The organism is Paucihalobacter ruber, from assembly GCF_006494535.1.
GTDB lineage: Bacteria > Bacteroidota > Bacteroidia > Flavobacteriales > Flavobacteriaceae > Paucihalobacter > Paucihalobacter ruber.
In genome coordinates, this window is sequence record NZ_VHIQ01000006.1 from 103,685 (window position 1) to 126,045 (window position 22,361).

The 22,361-nt window shown below is 35.3% G+C and carries 21 protein-coding genes and 1 other RNA gene; 6 read left to right on the forward strand and 16 right to left on the reverse strand.

Features of this window, described 5'->3' with window-relative positions; genetic code table 11:
* Window positions 1-43: 43 nt before the first annotated feature.
* Genes corA through FJ651_RS12320 form a run of 8 tightly spaced genes read right to left on the reverse strand, consistent with a single transcriptional unit; the run spans window position 44 to window position 5,808 of the window.
* Window positions 44-1,126 (reverse strand): magnesium/cobalt transporter CorA, encoded by a 1,083-nt coding sequence (gene corA, locus FJ651_RS12285; protein WP_140990834.1) that lies wholly within the window; start codon window positions 1,124-1,126, stop codon window positions 44-46.
* 6 nt (window positions 1,127-1,132) lie between these two features.
* Window positions 1,133-1,663 (reverse strand): mechanosensitive ion channel domain-containing protein, encoded by a 531-nt coding sequence (locus FJ651_RS12290; protein WP_140990835.1) that lies wholly within the window; start codon window positions 1,661-1,663, stop codon window positions 1,133-1,135.
* Window positions 1,664-1,712: 49 nt separating this feature from the next.
* Window positions 1,713-2,654 (reverse strand): septum formation inhibitor Maf, encoded by a 942-nt coding sequence (locus FJ651_RS12295; RefSeq protein ID WP_140990836.1) that lies wholly within the window; start codon window positions 2,652-2,654, stop codon window positions 1,713-1,715.
* 26 nt (window positions 2,655-2,680) lie between these two features.
* Window positions 2,681-3,271, reverse strand: coding sequence for a Maf-like protein (locus FJ651_RS12300; protein ID WP_140991025.1), 591 nt, complete (start codon window positions 3,269-3,271; stop codon window positions 2,681-2,683).
* Window positions 3,272-3,273: 2 nt separating this feature from the next.
* On the reverse strand, window positions 3,274-4,200 hold the full coding sequence (locus tag FJ651_RS12305) for a geranylgeranylglycerol-phosphate geranylgeranyltransferase (protein ID WP_140990837.1): 927 nt from the start codon (window positions 4,198-4,200) through the stop codon (window positions 3,274-3,276).
* Between the two features lie 4 nt (window positions 4,201-4,204).
* Window positions 4,205-4,519: a hypothetical protein gene (locus FJ651_RS12310; RefSeq protein WP_140990838.1), complete on the reverse strand. Its 315-nt coding sequence runs from the start codon at window positions 4,517-4,519 to the stop codon at window positions 4,205-4,207.
* A gap of 10 nt (window positions 4,520-4,529) precedes the next feature.
* Window positions 4,530-5,060, reverse strand: a complete 531-nt coding sequence (locus FJ651_RS12315; RefSeq protein WP_140990839.1) for a KdsC family phosphatase — start codon at window positions 5,058-5,060, stop codon at window positions 4,530-4,532.
* Window positions 5,047-5,808 carry a Rossmann-like and DUF2520 domain-containing protein gene (locus FJ651_RS12320; RefSeq protein WP_140990840.1) on the reverse strand — a complete coding sequence of 254 codons (762 nt, stop codon included), beginning with the start codon at window positions 5,806-5,808 and terminating at the stop codon, window positions 5,047-5,049. The genes FJ651_RS12315 and FJ651_RS12320 overlap by 14 nt, the downstream gene beginning before the upstream one ends.
* Before the next feature lie 183 nt (window positions 5,809-5,991).
* Here FJ651_RS12320 and ccsA point away from each other — a divergent pair, with 183 nt between their 5' ends.
* Window positions 5,992-9,192, forward strand: a complete 3,201-nt coding sequence (gene ccsA / locus FJ651_RS12325) for a cytochrome c biogenesis protein CcsA (protein WP_140990841.1) — start codon at window positions 5,992-5,994, stop codon at window positions 9,190-9,192.
* Between the two features lie 138 nt (window positions 9,193-9,330).
* Here the strand turns inward: ccsA and fahA are convergent, their stop codons facing one another.
* A complete protein-coding gene (fahA, locus tag FJ651_RS12330; protein ID WP_140990842.1) occupies window positions 9,331-10,620 on the reverse strand; it encodes a fumarylacetoacetase in 1,290 nt (429 codons plus the stop codon).
* 110 nt (window positions 10,621-10,730) lie between these two features.
* Here fahA and glyA point away from each other — a divergent pair, with 110 nt between their 5' ends.
* Entirely contained in the window at window positions 10,731-12,005 is a 1,275-nt protein-coding gene (gene glyA / locus FJ651_RS12335) for a serine hydroxymethyltransferase (RefSeq protein ID WP_140991026.1), read from the forward strand.
* 107 nt (window positions 12,006-12,112) lie between these two features.
* On the opposite strand, the gene FJ651_RS12340 is transcribed toward glyA, so the two are convergent.
* The 5 genes from FJ651_RS12340 to FJ651_RS12360 all read right to left on the reverse strand — a co-directional run bounded on the left by FJ651_RS12340 (window position 12,113) and on the right by FJ651_RS12360 (window position 16,957).
* Window positions 12,113-13,009 carry a hypothetical protein gene (locus FJ651_RS12340; protein WP_140990843.1) on the reverse strand — a complete coding sequence of 299 codons (897 nt, stop codon included), beginning with the start codon at window positions 13,007-13,009 and terminating at the stop codon, window positions 12,113-12,115.
* Window positions 13,010-13,040: 31 nt separating this feature from the next.
* The gene (locus FJ651_RS12345; protein WP_140990844.1) at window positions 13,041-14,612 is read right to left on the reverse strand and encodes a hypothetical protein; all 1,572 of its coding nucleotides are present in this window, start codon (window positions 14,610-14,612) and stop codon (window positions 13,041-13,043) included.
* An 82-nt stretch (window positions 14,613-14,694) separates the two neighbouring features.
* Window positions 14,695-15,444, reverse strand: coding sequence for a hypothetical protein (locus FJ651_RS12350; RefSeq protein ID WP_140990845.1), 750 nt, complete (start codon window positions 15,442-15,444; stop codon window positions 14,695-14,697).
* 85 nt (window positions 15,445-15,529) lie between these two features.
* Window positions 15,530-15,919 (reverse strand): acyl-CoA thioesterase, encoded by a 390-nt coding sequence (locus FJ651_RS12355; protein ID WP_140990846.1) that lies wholly within the window; start codon window positions 15,917-15,919, stop codon window positions 15,530-15,532.
* Window positions 15,920-16,957, reverse strand: coding sequence for a glutaminyl-peptide cyclotransferase (locus tag FJ651_RS12360; RefSeq protein WP_140990847.1), 1,038 nt, complete (start codon window positions 16,955-16,957; stop codon window positions 15,920-15,922).
* 84 nt (window positions 16,958-17,041) lie between these two features.
* Here FJ651_RS12360 and ffs point away from each other — a divergent pair.
* The 3 genes from ffs (at window position 17,042) to fsa (ending at window position 18,883) form a co-directional block, all read left to right on the forward strand.
* Window positions 17,042-17,140, forward strand: an RNA gene (gene ffs / locus FJ651_RS12365) — signal recognition particle sRNA small type.
* Between the two features lie 183 nt (window positions 17,141-17,323).
* Window positions 17,324-18,127 (forward strand): SDR family oxidoreductase, encoded by an 804-nt coding sequence (locus FJ651_RS12370; RefSeq protein WP_140990848.1) that lies wholly within the window; start codon window positions 17,324-17,326, stop codon window positions 18,125-18,127.
* Window positions 18,128-18,226: 99 nt separating this feature from the next.
* Window positions 18,227-18,883: a fructose-6-phosphate aldolase gene (fsa, locus tag FJ651_RS12375; RefSeq protein ID WP_140990849.1), complete on the forward strand. Its 657-nt coding sequence runs from the start codon at window positions 18,227-18,229 to the stop codon at window positions 18,881-18,883.
* A gap of 29 nt (window positions 18,884-18,912) precedes the next feature.
* Here the strand turns inward: fsa and FJ651_RS12380 are convergent, their stop codons facing one another.
* Complete coding sequence (locus FJ651_RS12380; RefSeq protein ID WP_140990850.1) at window positions 18,913-20,328, reverse strand: TlpA family protein disulfide reductase; 1,416 nt, start codon at window positions 20,326-20,328, stop codon at window positions 18,913-18,915.
* Window positions 20,329-20,476: 148 nt separating this feature from the next.
* On the opposite strand from FJ651_RS12380, the gene FJ651_RS12385 reads away from it, so the two are divergent.
* Window positions 20,477-22,102 carry an ABC-F family ATP-binding cassette domain-containing protein gene (locus tag FJ651_RS12385; protein ID WP_140990851.1) on the forward strand — a complete coding sequence of 542 codons (1,626 nt, stop codon included), beginning with the start codon at window positions 20,477-20,479 and terminating at the stop codon, window positions 22,100-22,102.
* A gap of 1 nt (window position 22,103) precedes the next feature.
* On the opposite strand, the gene FJ651_RS12390 is transcribed toward FJ651_RS12385, so the two are convergent.
* Complete coding sequence (locus FJ651_RS12390) at window positions 22,104-22,340, reverse strand: putative signal transducing protein (RefSeq protein ID WP_140990852.1); 237 nt, start codon at window positions 22,338-22,340, stop codon at window positions 22,104-22,106.
* Between the last annotated feature and the right edge of the window lie 21 nt (window positions 22,341-22,361).

Consider the following 22,361-nt stretch of genomic DNA (forward strand, 5'->3'; position numbering starts at 1 on the left):
CTTTAACTTAACCCTTGAGATTGTTTCTATGAAATTCTTATGATTACAACCATTTTTTTCTTTTAAAATAGAAAATCATACCAATAACAATTAAAAACATCAATCCTAAAAGAATAAAATAGGCATTTTGGTAATGAAGCTCCGGAATGTTTTCAAAATTCATTCCGTAGATACCTGCTATAAAGGTTAGCGGAATAAAAATAGTGGCGATAATGGTTAGTACTTTCATGACTTCATTCATACGGTTGCTAATGGCCGTCATGTGCATATCCATTAAACCCCAGATCATTTCTCGGTTAATGTCAATGTTTTCAAGTATCTGAATAATATGCTCATAAACATCTCTAAAGTAATTGGCTGTTTGTTTGTTAATAAGTGGATGTTCCGATTTTTCAAGTCTGCCAATAACCTCCCGAAGTGGGAAAACAGATCGCCTGATGCGCAAAACTTCTCGTTTTAATTCTTGTATTTGCGTGGTTACATGGTCATCAGATTTGCCGTTGAAAAGTTGATCTTCTAAAGTTTCAACTTTATTACCCAATGTTTCAATAACCAAATAATAATGATCCACAATGGCATCAATTAAAGCGTATAATAAATAGTCCTGATTAAAGCTTCTAATTCTTGAAGGTGTAATTTGTAGTCTCTCCCGAACACCGTTAAACACATCACCTTCAGCTTCCTGAAATGTGAGCAAAAAATTATGACCCAAAATAAAACTTACTTGCTCGCTATTAAGATTACCATCGGTATCGTACTGTAACATTTTAAGCAGTATGAAAATATAATTTTCGTTTTCGTCAACTTTTGGTCTTTGGCCCACATGCACCACGTCTGCAATGCTAAGTGCATTTATTTTGAGCTCATTACAAAGTTTTTCAATGCTTTGTGTATGGTTTAATCCGTTGAGATTTGCCCAAAGTTTTGAGCTTTCATTTTTAAGTTTTAAGATGTCTTCAACCGTTGTAACACTCCCTTTTTCAAGGTTTTGCTCGTTGTACGAATGGTAGTCAATAACAAGATCTTTATCTTCTTTATGGCCAGTGTAAATCACAACACCGGGTTTTATCCCAATTTGTTTTTTGAAATTAGAAGAGCGTTTGTTAGATTTTCGTTTTTGAGCCATAAACAATTAGCGGTCTTTAATCTCTGCATCAATGGCATTTTTTTGTACTAAAGTGACTGCTTTTTGGAGCATTAAATTATTAGGGTACGTAACCAAATCGCCATTATCTAAACGTAAATGTAGTTGAAAAGCCCTAATGTCTTCAATGATGGCTTCAATTGGAAAATCTTTATCATGGATACTTATTTTATCTCCTACTTTATACGGAAATGAGAAAAACATGATAACACCCGAAGTAACGTTACTTAAAATTGACCAAATAGCAAAAAGGGCTACACCAATAACTGCAAAAACCGAAGAAAAAACTACAGCAATATCAGAGGTATCAATACCAAACACAAATGATTCTGCAAAAATAAATAGGATTGCTAAAACAACCGTAGAATAACGATTAATGAGTCTTACCCTGGCAATGTTAATATTATTACTCTTGCCGAGTTTAATCACCAACTTCCTAATTATAAACCTAATAATAATAAATATAGCCAGTAGTATAAACGTGACAATAACCGGCTTTTTGTAAGCTTCGATAAACATGATATAATTTAAGTTATGTTGTGTAAAGATACTTCAAAAGGATGAAAAATTATAATCCGAGTTGCGCGCGCAAATAACTGTTGTCTGGTTTGTTTTTTTGCCAGTAGGGTTCCAAAATGGTATTAATTCTTTTGGCAGTTGTGGTTAAAATAGCACCATCGGCACCATCGGTGTAACTTTCTTTAAATGAATCTATTGTGTATGGAAAATCGCTTTTAAAATTAATTTCCAAACTGCGTCCTAAATCGGGATAGTAAACAGCATAAGTACTATCGGTTAATTTTGCCGTTGCCTTGTATAACTTAATTTGGCGATGTTTTAGTCTTAAGTATTCAAGAGAAGGAATTATCTTAATATCTCCTGTTGGTAGACTTTTTGGATTGATTCTAAGCTGATTAAATAACTCGTTTTCTAAAATGGTTTCATCTAAATTAAATTCCTCATCAGCTTCACCTTCAAAATAAGAATGAGACAGCACTTCAAACTGGCCGCGGTTATTGATTTGGCTGTAGACTTGTCCGCACCATTCCTGAATAGAAGCAGTAACTTTTAATGCGTGATAATTATTGCTTAGCGGATAAAAGGTACTTTGCATGATGTGGTATGGATAAATACCTGTATTAAAATCTTTAGTAGCATTTAGTTTTAAAACGCCGATGTTTTCAGAATCTTTACTATCGGCCTTTACCTGTACATCCGGTAAAAAATCTTCGGTCACAAAAATTAAAACAGCGCTACCTTCGTGCATTTCGCCATACCTGGCTTGTTCAAGTTTATAAGAACTTATTTCGGCTTTGCCGTTAAACCAATACATTTTAAATTCATCTGAAAGCTGCTGAGCATCTCTGTATGGAGAAGCCGATTTTAATTTATTGGTATTTTCAGTTGTTGCAGTTGTCGCCTCGGGTTGAATGTTTTCACATGAAAAAAAACAAAATCCGACGTAAAGTAATGTGATTAAAATGGTTTGTTTGAAGGCAAAAGAATGCATATTTTTTATTTAAAAATACAAAGATTTTAAATAGTCGCCATGTTGTTTAACGTTTCATAAACAAGATGTAGCGGAAACCCAACCACATTTAAATAAGAGCCTTCAATTTTTTCAACACCTATATAGCCAATCCATTCCTGAATGCCATAGGCACCAGCTTTATCTAAAGGTTTGTAGTTGGTAACGTAATAATTAATTTCTTGATTAGTAAGCGCTTTAAAATAAACCTTCGTAATACAATGTAGCGTTTTTTGTTCTTTTATTGACGTAAAACATACTGATGTGATGACTTCATGACTGCTATTGCTTAAATTTTTAAGCATTCTTTTGGCGTCTTCCTCGTCTACCGGTTTTTCAATAGCTGCATTGTTATGCCAAACAATGGTATCGCTGGTAATCAAAATATCATTAGCATTGAGTTCATTTTTAAAAACTTTGGCTTTAAGAGCGGCAAGATAGTTGGTGATTTCTTCTCGTTTGAGCTCAGGTTGATAAACTTCATTAACAGGTTTAATACGTACTTCAAAATCAACATTTAAGGACTGCAATAATTCTTGTCGTCGGGGTGAAGCCGAAGCTAAAATAATGTGATGGTTTTTTAGTTTTTCACTTAATATCATTATGCCAATAAAAATTTATAGAGTAACATTGAGAGCATTCCAAACAACATAATTATTTTGTATTCAAGGCTAATGAGTGAAAAGGTTTTTTTTGCTTTAGCCGAAAACAACTGAATACTGCAGTAAATTAATGGTAAAATAACTGTTATAACAAAGTAAATAATGGCAATATTTTGTTTGTTTAAGTAGCTAAAAACATAGTAAATAACGCCAAAAACGGGTAAGAGAGAGAGAGCGAAAATTATTCTTACAGCCCGATCGGTACCAACTAAAATGGGCAAAGATTTAACACCAACTTTATAATCGCCTTGAATATCTTCAACACTTTTAATTAATTCACGAATAAAATTTAGAATGAATGCAAAAATAGCATAATCTAAAAGTATTTTAAAAATGGTCAATTGGGTGCTGCGGTTTTCGGGTGTTAACACAGGAAGTAATTCAAATACGCCGACTATTAAAATACTAAAACCAACCAATAACGAAACTGTTAAATGACCCACAAGAAATATATATTTTAGATAGGTAGCATATAAGTACAAAACTGCCGATATAATAATGAATAGCACAAAAAAAGCGCTTTTTTCGACTGTTTGAGCTACAATAAACCCTAAAAGCACACCCAAAAGATTTAATGCCAAATACCAATTGAAAGCCAAGTTGCTACTGAGATGTTTATCGATGATTACACGGTTAGGATTATTAATTTGATCTGCTTCTACATCTTGAATATCGTTGATGATATAACCGGCTGCTGCAAGACATACTGTTGACAGCACAAGAAGAGAAAATCCGTACCAATTTAAGGTAGATTGTACACCAAACTCAGGAATTAAAAGGCTAAATTTAATTAAGCATTGCATCAAAGCCAGCATTAATAAATTGGGCCATCTAACGAGTTTTAGAAAGTATTTTAATTTGTTCATAAAGTTATCGGGACATGATTTGAGTGATGAGGTAAAAAATAATCCAAGCTACTATAAACGCTAATATAAGACTAGCGGCAATGGTGTGTTGTCGAACCCTTAATCGCTGTCTTCTAATTTTGCGCTTAATGAACCTCTTGTCTTCATCGGTTAGATTACTGTGTAGAAAATCTATTTTATAATGTAATCGGGTTTCGTGGTGTAAACGTTCTTTAACTTCAGAAAAAGGCAGTTTAGATTTTCGGTTAAAAACACCTTGGTTGTTGCCAAAACCTATGTAACCAAATCCCGTGCTATGTCTGCGTCTGGGTCTTTCCAATGTTATCAGATTAATCGTATTTGGCGTCAAAATTTTGTTGCCATTTGCCATGAACTTTTAGCACTTGTTCAATAACATCTCTTACACAACCTTTACCGCCGTCTTTATGGGAAATATAATGAGAAATGGCTTTTATTTCAGACACGGCGTCTTGCGGACAACAAGCCATACCAACCATTTGCATCACTTCGTAGTCGGGCAGATCGTCACCCATAAACAAAGCCTGTTCGGGTTGGATGTTGTAACTATCCATGTATTCCCGTAATTCGTCTTTTTTGTGATGGGCACCCAAATAAATATCGGTTACGCCCAAGGCTTTTAATCGTTCTCTAACACCTTCGTTAGTGCCACCCGAAATAATGCATACGTTAAAACCTGCTTTTAGCGCTGCTTTGATGGCATAGCCGTCTTTGGTGTGCATGGTACGCAGCATTTCGCCATTGGTGGTAATGGTAATGGTACCATCGGTTAAAACACCATCTACGTCAAAGACAAAGGTGGTAATATTTTTAAGATAAGTTTTATAACTACTTGATTCCATGTGTTTTTTTTATTGACTCGGTTAAAAGTTGGTAGATAGCTTCGTGATGTTGATTTTCAATCAGTTTCAAATGTCGCTTGATGGTTTTTTTATCGTTGCGTTTAGCCGGACCAGTTTGCGCTATAAAAGGTGACATTTCTTGCACTTTTAAGGCGGTTTCTAAGATTAAAGGTTTTAAAATATCGAATTCTACACCTTTATTATCGGTTATTTCATGCGCAACTCTGTATAGTTGATTCACAAAATTATTGGCAAAAACAGCAGCCAGATGTATTACTTGTCTTTGTTCTGTATCGATTATAACACTTTTGCAATTGAGTGCTTTGGCTAAATTAGCCAATAGGTCTAAATCTGATTTGTTGGTAGATTCAATGCAAATGGGGACTTGAGAGAAATCGATGTCTCGATGTTTTGAGAAGGTCTGGAGGGGATAAAAGACAGCACGCCTGTTGTTTTGTCCCATGTGTCTGAAATGCAGACTCCCCGAAGTATGCGCTACCAATCGGTCTTTAAAAGGTAACTGTTTTGAAAGTTGCGCTATACTGTCGTCACTCACTGCAATGATGTAGACATCAGCAACAACCAAATCGTTTAAATTATCGGTGATGTCTACGCTATTCTGGTAGGCGTAAATATGATCTAAACTTCTGTTATACCATTGTACAAGGTTAACATTTTTAGCCTTAATAAAAACTCTGTAAAGATGGGTACCTACATTTCCGGCACCAAGAAGTACTACTGAAATCATGAGGCTAAAATAACCAAGTATTACGGTAAAAAAAAGAAAATCTAAAAGAGCTTTAAATTGAAAGATTCTCTTTATTGACTTTCACGAAGTTTTGCTTGTATTTAACAGTTTTATTAGATTTTGAGTAATAAGAATACAAACAAAAAGGCTTAATTTTGCAATTCAAAAAAAATTGCTTTCACCATGCAGAAAAAAATTGCTCAGTTTTTATTCTCAACAAAATTAACGGCTGTACTTTTTATTGTTTTTGCGGTTGCTATGGCTGTAGGAACTTTCTTAGATGCAGGCGAAGAAACTTCTCCTACACCTTTTACAAGACAAGTTATTTACAATACCTGGTGGTTTGAGGCTATTATGGTGTTTTTCGTGATTAATTTTGTTGGAAATATCTTCAGATTTAAACTGTATAAGCGTCCAAAATGGTCAACGTTGGTATTGCACCTGGCCTTTATATTTATTTTGGTCGGGGCATTTATAACTCGTTATATAGGCTATGAAGGCATGATGGCCATAAGAGAGGGCGATACAGAGCAAAGTTTTCTTTCTCAAAAAACTTATGTTACCGTTTATGTTGACGGCGATTACAAAATAGACGGTGTGCCGCAAAGATGGGCCAAAGAGTATGAAGTTGATTTTTCTCATAGACTCAATAATAAATTTGAGCATACCATTTCTTACGATGACCAAAGAGTAGATATTTCTTTAGAAAAATTTATTAAGGGTGCTGAATTAGACGTCATTCCCGACGAAACCGGCGAAACCTATCTTAAAATGGTTGAATCTACAGGTGGTGCACCACATAATCACTTTTTAAAAGATCAGTCAGAAGCCTTATTGCACAACATCCCGTTTACGCTTAATAATCCAAAAAAAGGAGCTGTTAACATTACCGAAGTAGACGGGCAACTCTTTATTGAATCGCCATTTGAAGGTGAATTTATGACGATGGCCACCGGTACGCAAGGTGTTTTGTATAAAGACAGCATTCAACCACTGGCTTTGCGTTCCAGATACATTATTGGAAATTTACAAATGGTATTTCCAAAACCAATGGTGACCGGTAAATTTGATCTGGTTAAAAAATCTCAAATTTTAAAAGGTGATGAAGATGGCATTGTTCTTAAAGTTAGCTCAAATGGTGAAACCACTTACATGAATTTATTAGGTGGTCAGTATATGAGTAATCCGTTTGTAAGTGAAGAGATTGCCGGACTCAAAATATCGGCTAAGTACGGCCCGAAGATTTTAGATTTGCCCTTTCAGATTAAATTAAACGATTTTATCGCAGAGCGCTACCCGGGTACAGAAAAGAGTTACTCTTCATACGAAAGTAAAGTAACCGTAATTGACCCCAATCAAGAGCCGTACGATTATAGAATTTATATGAATAATATTTTAGATCATGGTGGCTATAGATTTTTTCAAGCCAGTTTTGATCCCGATGAAAAGGGTACCATACTTTCTGTAAATCACGATTTTTGGGGAACATGGATTACCTACTTTGGTTATTTTATGTTGTATTTTGGTTTGATCGCTATTTTATTCGATAGAAAGTCAAGGTTTGGTGAATTGGCAAAAATGCTTGAAAAAGTGAGAAAGAAAAAAACAAAGATTTTGGCAATCTTACTGATGTCGATTGGTTTAACAGGATTTTCTCAAGATCATTTTGAAGGTGATGGTCATGATCACAACACCAATATTTTACCGCCTACAAAAGCACAAATAGATTCCATATTAAGGTCTAACGTCGCGCCAATTGAACACGCGCAGAAATTTGGAAATTTGGTGGTGCAGGATTTTAGCGGACGCATGATGCCGGTTGATACTTATGCGTCAGAGTTAATTAGAAAGCTAAGTAAACAAGACCATTACGAAGATTTTAATGCCAATCAGCTATTGCTTTCTATGCAAGAAAGTCCGTTGTTATGGTATAACGTTCCTATTATTTATTTAAAACCTAAAAAAGGCGATTCTATCAGAAGCATCATAGGGGTTCATAAAGACGAAAAATATGTGTCTTTGATTGACTTTTTTAGCGAAAATGGTTCGTACAAGCTGGCGCCATATCTTGAGGATGCTTATCGGGCACAGGTTCCGAATGCTTTTCAAAAGGAATTTAAAGAAACAGATCAAAGGGTTAATTTGCTTTATAACACCATTGAAGGCCGAGCATTAAAGTTTTATCCAATTCCCGACGATGAAAATAACACATGGGTTTCGCCAATAGAGTTTAGAGAGAAAGATTTGCGTAGCCAGGTGGCAGATAGTATGTATGCCAATTTTATTAATAACGGTTTTTCAACTTATTTGTTCAGTCTGAATAATGCCAAACAGTCTGGCGATTTTACCCAAGCTGAAAATATTTTAAACGGTCTAACCAAAATTCAAAATACCTATGGCAGCGCAGTTATGCTGAACGAGCAAAAAGTAAAAGCTGAAGTTGCATACAATAAATACGATATTTTTAAAAGATTGTTTAGCTGGTATTTGTATGCCGGTGTACTGATGTTTGTGTTACTGATGATGCAAATATTTAAATATAAAAGCAGGCCTTTAGATATTGCGGTCAATATATCTAAATACATCATTTTTGGCCTTTTTCTTGTTCACACTTTAGGATTAATTGCCAGATGGTATATTTCAGGTCATGCGCCATGGAGCGACGCCTATGAGTCTATGATTTACGTGGCCTGGGCTACCATGGGAATGGGTTTGGCTTTTGGAAGAAAAAGCGATTTAACCATTGCTTCAACGGCATTTGTAACTGCCATGATTTTAATGATTGCTCACTGGAATTGGATGGATCCTGCCATAGCCAATTTGCAGCCGGTTTTAGATAGTTATTGGTTAATGATTCATGTGGCGGTAATCGTTGGTAGTTACGGTCCGTTTACCATTGGAATGGTCTTGGGTGTAGTGACGCTTTTACTGATGATTTTTACCACAAAAGAGAATAAAATTAGAATGGATATCAACATCAAAGAGTTGGTAATAATAAATGAACTGGCCTTAACCGTAGGTTTGGTTATGCTTACTATTGGTAATTTCTTAGGTGGTATGTGGGCTAACGAAAGTTGGGGGCGTTACTGGGGTTGGGATCCAAAAGAAACCTGGGCGTTGATTAGTATTATGGTATACGCGTTTGTGATACACATGCGTTTGGTTCCGGGATTACGTGGCAGGTGGTTTTTTAGTTTGATGTCGGTCATTGCATTTGGAAGTATCATCATGACCTACTTTGGGGTGAATTTTTATTTGGCTGGATTGCATTCATACGCCAGCGGCGATCAAATACTGAGCTATCAATTTATTGGCGGGAGTTGCGCCGTAGTTGCTATTCTTGGGGCTTTGGCTTACAGAAAGTATAAGCGGTTTTATGCGTAAATCAGACACGAATTTCACGAATTTGCACTAATTATTAAGGTTAATCCGACATAATTTTTAGCGTTTAAAAGCTGATAAAATCATATTTGTCCGCATTATTTATTCCGCGAGAATCCGTGAAATTAGTGTCTGTTTATTTTACTTTTTCTTAGGATTAAAAACTGGTAATAGTTGATTCACCACACTTCCAAAACCAATTCTAACATCGTCATTTTCGCAGTAGCCTCGCATAATCACCGTATCAAAATCGTTGATGAATTTGCGCTCGCTGCCATCTTTCATTTTTATTGGTTTTTCGCCACGCCAGGTTAATTCTAGCATAGAGCCGTAAGTATCGGGTGTTGGACCTGAAATGGTGCCACTTCCCATCATGTCTCCCGAATTTACCGGACAACCATTAACAGTATGGTGTGCCAGTTGTTGTACCATATTCCAGTACATATATTTAAAGTTAGATCTGGAAACAACGGTTTCCTTCGCGCCTTTAGGTTTGATGGCTACTTCTAGATTGATGTCAAAACTTTTATTTCCGGAATACTGCAAATAGGGAAGTAGCGGTTTCACCGGTTTTGGACCCTTTACTCTAAAAGGTTCTAATGCGTCTAGTGTTACAATCCATGGAGATACCGACGAGGCAAAATTCTTTCCTAAGAATGGTCCTAGTGGTACATATTCCCACTTTTGAATATCTCTGGCACTCCAGTCGTTAAATAAAACGAGCCCGAAAATGTATTCTTCGGCTTCTTCAATGGGTATGGGTTCACCTAAATCGTTGGCATCGGTGGTTATAAATGCCATTTCCAATTCAAAGTCTACCAGTTGAGACGGTGCCAAAACAGGCGTGTCACTCCCTGCAGGTAAAATTTGACCTTGAGGTCTGTGAATAGGTATTCCCGAAGGAATTATTGATGAACTTCTGCCGTGGTAACCAACCGGAATATGCAACCAGTTTGGCAACAAAGCATTTTCCGGATCCCTAAACATTTTACCAACATTAGTGGCATGCTCAAGACTGCTATAAAAATCGGTATAATCGCCCACCAAAACTGGTAGTTTCATTTCTATTTCGTCTAAACGAAACAATACAATTTCTTTGTGTTTTTTATTATCTCTTAAGGTGGGATTGTTACTGTCAAATATTTCGGCTACCCGATTTCTTACAGCACGCCAGGTTTTGCGGCCGTCTGCAATAAAATCGTTTAGTGAATCTTGCAGAAAAATATCATCGGTTAAAGGAATACCATCAAAATATCCTAATTGATGTAAAGCCCCTAAATCAATGGCCGTATCTCCAATTCGCGTACCAATGGTAATGATGTCCTCTCTGGTTAAAAACACACCAAAAGGAATGTTCTGAATAGGGAAATCTGAAGTTTTACTTACATGTAACCATGAACTGCGGTTGGGATTATTGGCTGATAACGGCATCTTGAATTGTTGATTAAATTTTAATAAATATCATTCAAATATATGTTTTTTGCTGTATTAAACTAATGCTTATTGTTATTTTTGACAAAAAATTAAACATTATAAGCGCTATGGAACGTGACCATCAAATTTTTGAATTGATTCAAGCCGAAAAAGACAGACAAATAAATGGAATAGAACTTATTGCTTCCGAAAACTTTGTGAGCGATCAGGTAATGGAGGCTGCCGGTTCTGTACTTACCAACAAATACGCCGAAGGTTATCCGGGTAAGCGTTATTATGGCGGTTGCGAGGTTGTTGATGAGGTAGAGCAAATAGCCATTGACAGAGCTAAAACCTTGTTTGGTGCAGACTATGCTAATGTACAGCCACACTCTGGTAGTCAAGCAAATACAGCCGTTTTTCACGCTATTTTAAATCCCGGAGACAAGATATTAGGATTTGATTTGTCGCATGGTGGTCATTTAACCCACGGTTCTCCTGTGAATTTTTCGGGAAAACTTTACAAACCTTCGTTTTATGGAGTTGAAAAAGAATCTGGTGTTTTAAACTACAATACCATCAGTGATATTGCAGAAAAAGAAAGACCACAGCTAATAATTGCAGGTGCTTCGGCTTACTCAAGAGATATCGATTTTAAGAAATTCAGAGAAATTGCCGATAATGTTGGAGCCTTGTTGTTGGCTGATATTTCACATCCTTCAGGATTAATTGCTAAGGGTATTTTAAACGATCCAATACCGCATTGTCACGTGGTTACCACAACTACTCATAAAACACTTCGCGGCCCGCGTGGTGGAATGATTTTAATGGGTAAAGATTTTGAAAATCCATTCGGACAAACATTAAAAAACGGCAATTTAAAAATGATGTCGTCATTATTTGACGGCGGTGTATTTCCTGGAAATCAAGGCGGACCGTTAGAACACATTATTGCAGCAAAAGCCATTGCATTTGGCGAAGCTTTAAGCGATTCGTTTATGCATTACATTCTTCAAGTAAAGAAAAATGCAGATGCAATGGCCAAAGCATTGGTGGCAAAAGATTATTATATTATTTCTGGTGGGACAGACAACCATATGATGTTGATTGATTTACGCAATAAAAATATTACAGGTAAAGAAGCCGAAGCTGCACTTGGTAAGGCCGATATTACGGTTAATAAAAATATGGTGCCCTTTGACGATAAAAGTCCGTTTGTAACGTCGGGCATTAGAGTGGGAACCGCTGCCATTACTACCAGAGGTTTAAAAGAAACCGATATGGAAACCATTGTAGGCTATATTGATGAAGCTATTACAAATTTCCAGGATGATACTAAATTAGAAACTATTGCAGATAAGATTAATGAGATGATGAGCAGTAGACCTTTATTTGCCGATTAATTTCTGTTAAGGTTTATTGTTGAAGAGCTTCTTTGAACTAATTTCAACAAAGTTTCGAAAAAAACTTTATCCTTTCTAGGTATTGTTTTTTTAGCAATAAAGGTTTTTTACTGACTTTCGTTGATTTTTATAAATTCTGAAACAAATTGGTGGTTCTTGCTAATTCTCATAACTTTACAGGTTATAGTACTATTGGCATTTAAACTTTTCAAGGCCCTTTTATTGCTTCTTTTAATTTTTAAGTTGTCTTTATTGATGTGAATAAATGTTTTGAATTTACCATCAATATAGAATGTTCGTCTTCCATCTTCTTCCTCTTTTAATATTGCAGTTTGTTCTGTTCCTACGAGTTTTTGTAAGTCTTCTGTAAACCATTCTTTTTGCAGGTTTTTTGTTCCGAGAATTAGCTCACCTCTATGAGCAGGTTTATTTATTTGAAGCCCATGGAAATAAGTTGTTACCACATCTCCGGGGACGGCTTCTATTAGTGTTACGTCGTTTTTAATTACTGTTTTGTGAATTAAGCCTACAAAACTTCCAAATTCCCAATTAAAATGATACCCTAAATCTACAAACATACCGTATTTAGATTTTTGTATCACTATACATTCATATTCTTGAAGCTTTTTAAGTTCTTTAGGTTTAAAAGTATGATTTTCAGCGTCAATTATTACTTTTACAGGTGTGTCGTTGTCGTCGATACTGTAAATAATACAAAAAAATTCCTTTCCTATTAAATGTTTTGATACGGCCAACCAATGATCTAAACTTTTATAGGTCCAAGGCATATGAAAGTATGAGACAAAAGCGAACAATCCACCTACTTTAACTACAAAACCCTTTCGTTTGGCGGATACTATTTGAAAAGGTAGATTTTTTTGAAGTCTTTTAGCTTCTTTGACATTATTGACTAATTCAAAAAGATAATCTGGTTTTTCTTGTTTTTTCTTAGAGTTAAATCTGCTTTTAAGAAGGGTTTTTATTTTTTTCCAAATCGCTGTCATTAACATAAATTATTGCTTTTGTCAATTCAAATTAATCATCAAAAGTAATGTGTTGATAAGCACCGGCATCAGGCGATGCCGTTCTGCTAACGCCTAAAATATCGTTAGGTACGTTATTAGCAAAGGTAGTGTTACCTATGTTGATAGCTGCTGAGTTATTGCCAATAATTAATTGGTTTTCAAAAGGTAACTTAAAGTTAGGGTTTGAATTAAAAACGTTATTCTCGTAATAATTGATCTCGCTTAAGTTATAGTTACCGGTTCCTGAAAGGTTGTTATTATTAAAACGTAGCAAGCAGTTATTAAACTTGTAGTTGAAACTGCTTCCATTTAAATCTTCCAGTAAGAACTCAACATTACTGTTACCGTCTATGATGCAATTATTAAAGTTGGCTTCTTCAAGGTTGTTGGTGATAGCGTTATTATCTTCATCAATTAAAAAATTATTAATCAATACCGAAGGAAACTGTCTAAAACTAGTATTCCAATAATTAACCAATGTGCTGTGCGTAAAATTATAACGCCCGCCAAAAGTGCCTGCAAAAGAGGATTGCCCCGAGTTGTTAATAACAACATTGGTTCCGTTAACTGACGTAGCTCTGCCCAAAATTCCGAAGTTACTCGAATTATAAATTTGGGTATTGCTGATATTTAATTTGTTAGAATCGTCCTGATTGCCATCGCATAAAATGGCTACCGTAGCATTTTTAATCGTAGCGTGGTTAATGCTGTTATTATTACTATCGTTAAACAGCCAAATAGTACCCCATTGTCCGGGAATATCACTAAATAATGGCTCTAAACGATCACCTTCTAAAATTACCTCACCTTCCATTAATGTCTGATTGGCACTTAAGGCTCCGTTTATTTGCAGACTGCCACCGTTGGTAATTAACAATCCTGAGTCTGCATGAAAATGAACTCTAGTTCCCGGTTGCATCACCAATATTTTTCCATCGCCAACTGCTGCATATCCATAAATAACATAGGGTTTTTCGTTAGTAAAGGTAAGTTCATCGTCATTGAGAAAACGACCTTGTAAATTGGTCTCATCAGGTGTTCCATCGCCATCTGCATCAAAGGTTAAGGTTTCAATAAAACCATCTTCAAAGCGCTGCGGATATATAAAAACGGCATCTTTTACTAAAGTAACCAATTCAACTCTTTGCTGATTGGTTCCGCCGTCAAAAAGAATGGCGTCGGTATATAAAAATTGCGTGTCTGAAGCCGAAAGAGTCTCAATATTTATGGTGGTTTCAATAAAAATAAACATACTGTCTTTTGCCAAAAGCTCAACATCTTCAAAGCGTTTGCCTTGCAGTGTGCCTTCATTGCCTGTACTTCCGTCAACATTCATTCTATAAAATGAATTTTCACCTTGTGCTAGTTGAATTACAGGTATTACAATGTCTTTATTACTTCGATTGTAGACTTTTAAGTTGTATGTACTGCTGCCAATATTGGTAAAAACAGTGTCAAGATAAATGGTGTCTTTTGAAAACTCCAGGTTGCCGGTACTTGGTGAAAAATTAAAATCTTCTCTGCATGAACTCCAGAAAACAAGAAAAAAAGCACAAATAATGAAATAAAAAAATTGCTTCATAAAGTTGTTTTAGCAAAACAGACCAAAAGTATAACTTTTGATTTTAAATTTTATTACAAATTGATTTTCCTTTTTTAATGGATTAGTCTCGTTGATTAATACTTTCTGCAATTATGGTTTTAAACTCCTTACTATAGTCTAAAAATAACGCTATTAAGTTTATTTGTTCATTTTCTTCAAGTAATTGAGAAGATATCGCCTTAGTTTCTAAGTAGTCAAAAAATAACTCGTGATATTCTGAACCTATGTTAAGGTCTTTTAGCAAGAAGTCATGATTAAAAAATTTATCCTCTTCAAAAAACACTTTAAATTGCTTAGCGTCTAAATAATTTATTGTATCCTTATCTTTTGTTTTTTTCCCTTTAAAAAGTTTAGCTACCATTCCGAAAATAGCAATAAAATCCATGTTGCCACTCGCGGCTGCGCTATAATTTTCGGAGTTGTTTTTAATGTCATTAGCTATTTGTTCAGATAACGTAGCGCTGTATTTTTCTTCAAAAAACTTAACTTTGGCTTCATTTTCTAAATAAACTTCACCTAAAGTTTCTTCCGATTTTTTTAGTTCGATAACCAAATCTTCAACAAAGTGTTTTTCTGAAACTACAAAAGTTTTTAAAAGGTGAAACGACGATTGAAATTGTAGGCTGTCTTTTAATTTGGCAGGAATTGAAAAGGTGCCATCGGTATTACTTAACACCATTATGTTTTGAGATTTATTGGTGATTTTAACGGCTACTAAAGCTTCATCTTCGTCGTAAATGATACCTGAAACCGTTTGTGCATTCAAATGAAAACAGATAATAACAACTACTAAACTAATACAATACTTCATTGATGTGATTTAAGTACTTGATTCACAAATAAAGTGATTAAGTGTTTAATTAAAAATTTATTTGGGAAAATTTAACGTGTCTTTGTTAACTGAACAAATTTTCAATTTCAGCAGGGATTCGTGTCGGCTTTTTGGTGTCATAACGCATTAAACACCAAACAGTTTCTGAGCTTACAATTAATTTCTCCGAGTTTTTGTGATACATTTCAACCTTTCGGGTTGAGGTTAAGCCTTCAGAATTTACAACGTAAGTTTTTAGGAAAATAACCTCGTTAAGTTTGGCTTCACTTTTATATTGAATAGAATGGTTTAGTAAGACCCAAAAATAATTATTGAGTATGTCATTGGTGGCTTTACTTTTCCAATGGGCTTCGGCAATATCTTGAACCCATTGCACATATTGCACATTATTAACATGCTGAAGTTCGTCTAAATCGCTTAGACTTACCGTAATTTCCTGGGTGTAAATTTTCATTTATTTTTCGGTGAGTTTTACTTCGAACAATTGGTTCCATCGCTTACCGGTAACAAAAATAGTTTGGGTATCGGGATTAAAGGCAATACCATTTAAAACATCTAATCCTGTGTGCTGTTTTACTTTAGATTTTAATGAAGAAAAGTCAATAACGGCTTCGGTTGCGCCATTTTTTGGGTTAATAATGACCACGCCATTACGCTGGTAAATGTTAGCGTAAATTTTACCGTCTATCCATTCAAGTTCGTTAAGTGCGCCAATTTTACCTTTGTCTGTAAATACTTGAATGTGGGCTGTTTCGGCTTGTGTATTGGCGTCTAAAATGTAAATGTTTTCTGTGCCATCAGATTTATAGAGTTTTTCACCATCGTTGCACAAACCCCAGCCTTCTTTGCTTTTGCCGTATTTAAAGGTGTTTAATACGTCGAAGGTTTCTGCATTGTAAACAAAGCCTGTGTTTTCTTGCCAGGTAAGCTGAAAAATTTTATCATTTAAAATGGTAAGACCTTCACCAAAATAGCGGTCTGCCAGTTTGTGTTCCTGCAATACATCACCCGTTTTATAATTTATTTTCCTCAGTTTAGATTCGGTGTACTGACCTGTACTTTCGTATAAATTGCCGTTATAAAATTCTAATCCTTGGGTATATGAGGTTATATCGTGCGGATAGGTATTGATAATTTCAAAGCCTAATATCTTTGGCGTTTGATTATTTAAGATGGTGATTTTTGTATTGAGTGTTTCAGAGGTGTCATCGTAATTGATGGTGGTGGTTAAATTATGGACGCCCAGTTTGAAATTATCAAGAACAACCTTGTTGTCCAATGTTATATTTTGAAGCTTATGTGTTACTGTATTAATAGTTTTTTGCTTGTTATTAATGATGTTTATGGTGAGTGTATCTCCTAGCTTAAAGCTGTTACTTTTTGAATTGGTTTCAATAGTAAACAACGGTGTTTTATCTGAAGAACTACTTCCACAGGAATTAAGTAAAGAAAAAATAATAAAACCAACAATTAATAACTTCTTTCGAATCATACTTTTAATTTTTCGGCAAGTTATTTAATAAAATTCAGTTTATAAAACTATTGTAAAACTATTAAAAGGTTGTATCTTTGCAGTTGGCAAGTCCTACACAACCAGCTCCTGCTGAATCCTCCAGGGCGGGAACGCAGCAAAGGTACGCGGTCGTAGCGGTGTGATGTAGGTAGCTTGCCTTTTTTTCCCTGAGAAAGCAGGAATCTCATTTTAAAAAATCATATATTTTCTCCTAGTTTTTTTATTTGTTTCATTTATTTCTATTCAACACATTAATTTATTTTCAATAGAGGTAGGTTAATTAAAATTCATTCACCTTAATTTTATTTTTTCACTTATTGTATTTTTGGCATCAAAACCATAAGTATGTCTAAAATTGTATTAATTACCGGCGGTTCTTCAGGTATCGGAAAGTCTATTGGCGAGTTCTTATTAGACAAAGGCTTCAAGGTTTATGGCACCAGCCGGCAACCCGAAAATTATCCCAATTCTAAAATTAAGTTAGTACCATTAGATGTAAAAGATGAAGTCTCTATTTGTTCGGCCGTGGATTTAATCGTTCAAAACGAAGGACAGCTCGATGTTTTAATCAATAATGCGGGTGCCGGAATTACGGGACCTTTGGAAGAAATTCCTATGGAAGCAGTTAAAGACAATTTCGAAACCAATTTTTTCGGGCCCATTCGCGTTATCAAAGCTGTTTTACCTCAAATGAGACAGCAAAATTCAGGGCTCATTATAAACATAACCTCCATTGCCGGTTATATGGGTTTGCCTTATCGTGGTGTTTACAGCGCCAGTAAAGGTGCTTTAGAAATTATTACTGAGGCGTTTAGAATGGAAATTAAAGATTTTAACATTAAAATGACCAATGTTGCTCCCGGAGATTTTGCTACAAACATTGCGGCCGGTCGTTATCATGCACCTGTACTTGAGAATTCACCTTATAAAGAAATATATACTGATGTTTTGAGAACTATGGACGAACATGTAGATAGTGGCAGTAATCCGTTAGTAATGGCTCAGGAAGTTTATAAAATTATTCAAACCAAAAATCCAAAAATACATTATAAGGTTGGTGCTTTTCTTCAGAAATTCTCAATTGTTTTAAAGCGAATATTACCGGATAAGGTTTACGAAAAAATGCTCATTAATCATTATAACCTTTAATTTTTAAAGGCACTTTTACTGTTAATATGTTTTAATAATTTTAAACAGAAAAGGCCGAATAAATTGTAATTTTGAACTTTAAAAAATATTTATTCAATCATGAAATTTTTTATAGATACAGCAAACTTAAGTCAAATAAAAGAAGCTCAGGATTTGGGCGTTCTAGATGGTGTAACCACCAATCCGTCTTTAATGGCTAAAGAAGGTATTACCGGTACCAACAATATTTTAAAACACTATGTAGACATCTGTAATATTGTGGATGGTGATGTATCTGCTGAAGTGATTTCAACAGATTTTGACGGTATGGTAAGAGAAGGCGAGGCATTGGCAGATTTGCATCCGCAAATTGTGATTAAATTACCAATGATAAAAGATGGTATAAAAGCTTGTAAATACTTTTCAGATAAAGGGATTAAAACCAATGTTACTTTGGTGTTTTCTCCTGGTCAGGCCTTATTGGCTGCAAAAGCCGGTGCTACTTATGTATCACCTTTTATTGGTAGACTAGACGATATCTCAACCGATGGTTTAAATCTAATTTCTGAAATTCGTCATATTTATGATAACTATGATTTTGAAACACAAATTCTCGCTGCTTCGGTAAGACACACCATGCACGTTATTGATTGCGCTAAAATGGGTGCTGATGTCATGACCGGCCCGTTGAGTTCTATACTCGGACTTTTAAATCATCCGTTAACTGATATTGGTTTAGAAAAATTTCTTGCAGATTATAAAAAGGGAAATCAATAAAAAATTAGAGGGCCAACCGGCGCTTTTTTTTATAAACCGGCTAACAGGTTTTCCATATCGTTTCCAAACATCCTTACATTCGGGTGTATGATGGTGTGATTTTTATCTACCAAAATTACTTTGTTAACAGAATTAATTACATAAGCCTTTTTTGAATAAGAGGCGTCTTTAAATCGGTATTCACTGTTTAAGTCAAAAGAAGCGTTTTCGAGTGTTTTTCTCCAATGAGATTTATTGTCGCTATTAATGTTGATGGCTACAAATTTTATGTTAGGATGTTCTTCTTTTAATTGCAAAACTCTGCGTTGTACATTTTTTAAATGCCTTTTATAATTTGAAGACCAAAAATAAATGACCGTTGTTTCGTCAATAAGATCTAATATGTTGTGGGTATTGTTTAAAGCATCAACAAGTTCAATATTTGGTAACTTTTTACCTGGTTGAATTTTTGAAATTGCGTGGGCCAAATCAATCATTTCTTTTTTAGAAACCTCGTCAGCACATCTGTTGAGATAGTCTGTTAATATAACATTTACTTGTTCTAAATTATTACAACCGTTTATAAAATTACGTGTAGTGAATTTTAAAAGATTATTTTTAATCTGCTCACTTTCTATAACACTATCAATTAATTTTAATTTAGATAAACTGTGGATGAGCGATTCTCTGTCAAAACTTTCATGGAAATCGTGATGCCTGTAATATTCATTAACGGCGATATTATCAAAAAACGAAAATAAATATCTGCTGTAGGCATAAACTTCGGACAGTTCTGTAGAGTTAAAATCAACTTCATTTCTGAAGGCATAGAATTCTTCAGGTAAATCTTTTATGTGAACCATTTTATTGTTGCCAAAATAGCCAAATGGATAAATTTCTTTAAGCGCAAAATGACCGTAATCAATCTGGCCTTTAGCTAACTCAATAAATTGTTCAGATTCTGAGTTTAATTGTAAGTAATCGTTAAGTCTATCGTGTGCCGCAGTCCTTTTAGTTTCAATCATATTGTGAAACGCTTCGGGCTCCATTTTAAAGTATTCCGAAAGTTTACGTGCTTTTCTTTCGTTATCTAAAAAGGTACGTATAATCCAGTTATTCTTTTTTGCGCCATTACCTGAATAAACCAGCGACTCGTCAAAATCGGCTGTGTTGAGTCTAAACATAATGCTGTCTTTAGGTTCTAAAAGCAGCATTTGATACTCACCGCCGTGAGAGAAAAAATAAATGCCGGGATTTAAGCTATCTATTTTTTGGATAAATCGATTATTGTCATCTAAAAATAAGGTATCGGCTATTTTGTTTTTTGAATGTCTAAACGTCACGTAGTCGGCTGTTGGGTTATTTATTTCCCCGCCAAAATAAGCACAAGCTGTACTATCAGAATTAGATTCCTTGCAGCCAACTAAAAAAACAAACAGGAGCACTGTGCTTATAATTGCTTTCATCAATAATTTACAAATTTCAAATACCTAACAAAAATATGAGTTGTGGTGTCTAGACCTTGTTAAGGCGCTGTTAAAGTTGATATACACGGGTTTTATTTCAAATAGTGGTTTGGTTTGATTACTTTTGCGCCAAATTTAAAATAGAGTTATGTTATCAGTTTCTAATCTTTCGGTTCAATTTGGCAAACGCATTTTGTTTGATGAAGTCAATACCACCTTTACACAAGGTAATTGCTATGGTATTATTGGTGCTAATGGCGCCGGAAAATCTACATTTCTTAAAATTATTTCCGGTAAAATGGATCCAACATCGGGAAGTGTGCATCTAGAATCGGGTAAACGTATGTCTGTTTTAGAGCAAAATCACAACCTTTACGATGAAAATACCGTTTTGGAAACCGTGTTAATGGGTAATAAGCCGTTGTATAAAATTAAAAGTCAAATTGACGCCTTGTATGCCGATTATACCGATGAAAACGCTGAAAAAATTGGAGAACTTCAAGTACAATTTGAAGAAATGAACGGTTGGAATGCCGAAAGCGATGCAGCTGCATTACTGTCTAATCTAGATATCAAAGAAGATTTCCACTATACCTTAATGGCCGATTTAGACGGCAAGCAAAAGGTACGTGTGTTATTGGCACAGGCACTTTTTGGGAATCCGGATGTACTCATCATGGATGAGCCAACAAACGATTTAGATTACGAAACTATTCAATGGTTAGAAAACTTTTTGGCCAATTACAATAACTGCGTTATTGTAGTTTCTCACGACCGTCACTTTTTAGATGCTGTTTGTACGCACATTTCTGATATCGACTTTGGAAAAATAACCCATTACTCTGGTAACTATACTTTTTGGTATGAGTCTTCTCAGTTAGCTGCGAGACAACGCGCTCAGCAAAATAAAAAGGCCGAAGAGAAAAAGAAAGAGTTGGAAGAATTTATCAGACGTTTTTCGGCGAACGTAGCAAAATCTAAACAAGCTACCAGCCGTAAAAAAATGATTGAAAAGTTGAATGTAGCCGATATTAAACCTTCCAGTAGACGCTATCCCGCCATTATTTTTGAAAGAGAACGCGAAGCAGGCGACCAAATTCTAAACGTTGTTGGTTTATCGGCATCTTTAGAAGGCGAGGTGTTATTTCAAAATGTGGATATCAACTTGGCAAAAGGCGATAAGGTGGTGTTGTATTCAAAAGACTCGAGAGCTACTACTGCCTTTTTCGAAATTTTAAACGGCAATCAAAAGCCCGATAGCGGCAAATTTGAATGGGGTGTTACTACAACTCAGTCTTATTTACCCTTGGATAATAGCGAGTTTTTTCAAAATAAGTTAACCTTGGTTGATTGGTTGAGACAATGGGCCAAAACCGAAGAAGAACGCGAAGAAGTTTACATTAGAGGATTTTTGGGCAAGATGATTTTTAGTGGTGAAGAAGCGTTGAAAACTTCCGATGTATTGTCAGGAGGCGAAAAGGTAAGATGTATGATGAGCCGAATGATGATGACAAGAGCCAACGTTTTAATGCTTGACGAACCTACCAATCACTTGGATCTCGAAAGTATAACGACATTTAACAATTCGCTTAAAAACTTTAAGGGTAATGTGATACTAACAACGCACGATCACGAATTTGCACAAACAGTAGGTAACAGAATTATTGAATTAACTCCAAACGGTGCGATTGATCGTTACACCACATTTGATGAGTATATGGACGATGCGGCCATAAGAGAATTACGTCAAAAAATGTACAGTGTTACGGTTTAAATCAGGCTTCCATTGAAGACTGAATGCCGCTAACAATACGTTCGGCTTTGGAAACTTCCTCATTACTAACATAAATTTCCTGAAAGCCTGCAATAGATGCGCCGAAACCTGCCAATCTGCCAGATTCGGTTTCATCTTTTACTATCGGGTTAATTCCAATGGCTTGTAATTCGCTTACAATACGCTGTGCAATAACAAAATTGCCTGCGTAAACTTTGGTGTAATTAAAATGGTCCATAATGATTATATTTTGCTCTTT

What these genes read in the sequence shown, in the direction of transcription:
- fsa (WP_140990849.1), top strand. Translation starts at nt 18,227, where the DNA reads ATGAAATTTTTTATAGATACAGCAAACTTAAGTCAAATAAAAGAAGCT.
- FJ651_RS12320 (WP_140990840.1), bottom strand. Translation starts at nt 5,808, where the DNA reads ATGATTTCAGTAGTACTTCTTGGTGCCGGAAATGTAGGTACCCATCTT.
- glyA (WP_140991026.1), top strand. Translation starts at nt 10,731, where the DNA reads ATGGAACGTGACCATCAAATTTTTGAATTGATTCAAGCCGAAAAAGAC.
- FJ651_RS12315 (WP_140990839.1), bottom strand. Translation starts at nt 5,060, where the DNA reads ATGGAATCAAGTAGTTATAAAACTTATCTTAAAAATATTACCACCTTT.
- FJ651_RS12355 (WP_140990846.1), bottom strand. Translation starts at nt 15,919, where the DNA reads ATGAAAATTTACACCCAGGAAATTACGGTAAGTCTAAGCGATTTAGAC.
- ccsA (WP_140990841.1), top strand. Translation starts at nt 5,992, where the DNA reads ATGCAGAAAAAAATTGCTCAGTTTTTATTCTCAACAAAATTAACGGCT.
- corA (WP_140990834.1), bottom strand. Translation starts at nt 1,126, where the DNA reads ATGGCTCAAAAACGAAAATCTAACAAACGCTCTTCTAATTTCAAAAAA.
- FJ651_RS12295 (WP_140990836.1), bottom strand. Translation starts at nt 2,654, where the DNA reads ATGCATTCTTTTGCCTTCAAACAAACCATTTTAATCACATTACTTTAC.
- FJ651_RS12350 (WP_140990845.1), bottom strand. Translation starts at nt 15,444, where the DNA reads ATGAAGTATTGTATTAGTTTAGTAGTTGTTATTATCTGTTTTCATTTG.
- FJ651_RS12360 (WP_140990847.1), bottom strand. Translation starts at nt 16,957, where the DNA reads ATGATTCGAAAGAAGTTATTAATTGTTGGTTTTATTATTTTTTCTTTA.
- FJ651_RS12370 (WP_140990848.1), top strand. Translation starts at nt 17,324, where the DNA reads ATGTCTAAAATTGTATTAATTACCGGCGGTTCTTCAGGTATCGGAAAG.
- FJ651_RS12380 (WP_140990850.1), bottom strand. Translation starts at nt 20,328, where the DNA reads ATGAAAGCAATTATAAGCACAGTGCTCCTGTTTGTTTTTTTAGTTGGC.
- FJ651_RS12290 (WP_140990835.1), bottom strand. Translation starts at nt 1,663, where the DNA reads ATGTTTATCGAAGCTTACAAAAAGCCGGTTATTGTCACGTTTATACTA.
- FJ651_RS12340 (WP_140990843.1), bottom strand. Translation starts at nt 13,009, where the DNA reads ATGACAGCGATTTGGAAAAAAATAAAAACCCTTCTTAAAAGCAGATTT.
- fahA (WP_140990842.1), bottom strand. Translation starts at nt 10,620, where the DNA reads ATGCCGTTATCAGCCAATAATCCCAACCGCAGTTCATGGTTACATGTA.
- FJ651_RS12385 (WP_140990851.1), top strand. Translation starts at nt 20,477, where the DNA reads ATGTTATCAGTTTCTAATCTTTCGGTTCAATTTGGCAAACGCATTTTG.
- FJ651_RS12390 (WP_140990852.1), bottom strand. Translation starts at nt 22,340, where the DNA reads ATGGACCATTTTAATTACACCAAAGTTTACGCAGGCAATTTTGTTATT.
- FJ651_RS12345 (WP_140990844.1), bottom strand. Translation starts at nt 14,612, where the DNA reads ATGAAGCAATTTTTTTATTTCATTATTTGTGCTTTTTTTCTTGTTTTC.
- FJ651_RS12305 (WP_140990837.1), bottom strand. Translation starts at nt 4,200, where the DNA reads ATGAACAAATTAAAATACTTTCTAAAACTCGTTAGATGGCCCAATTTA.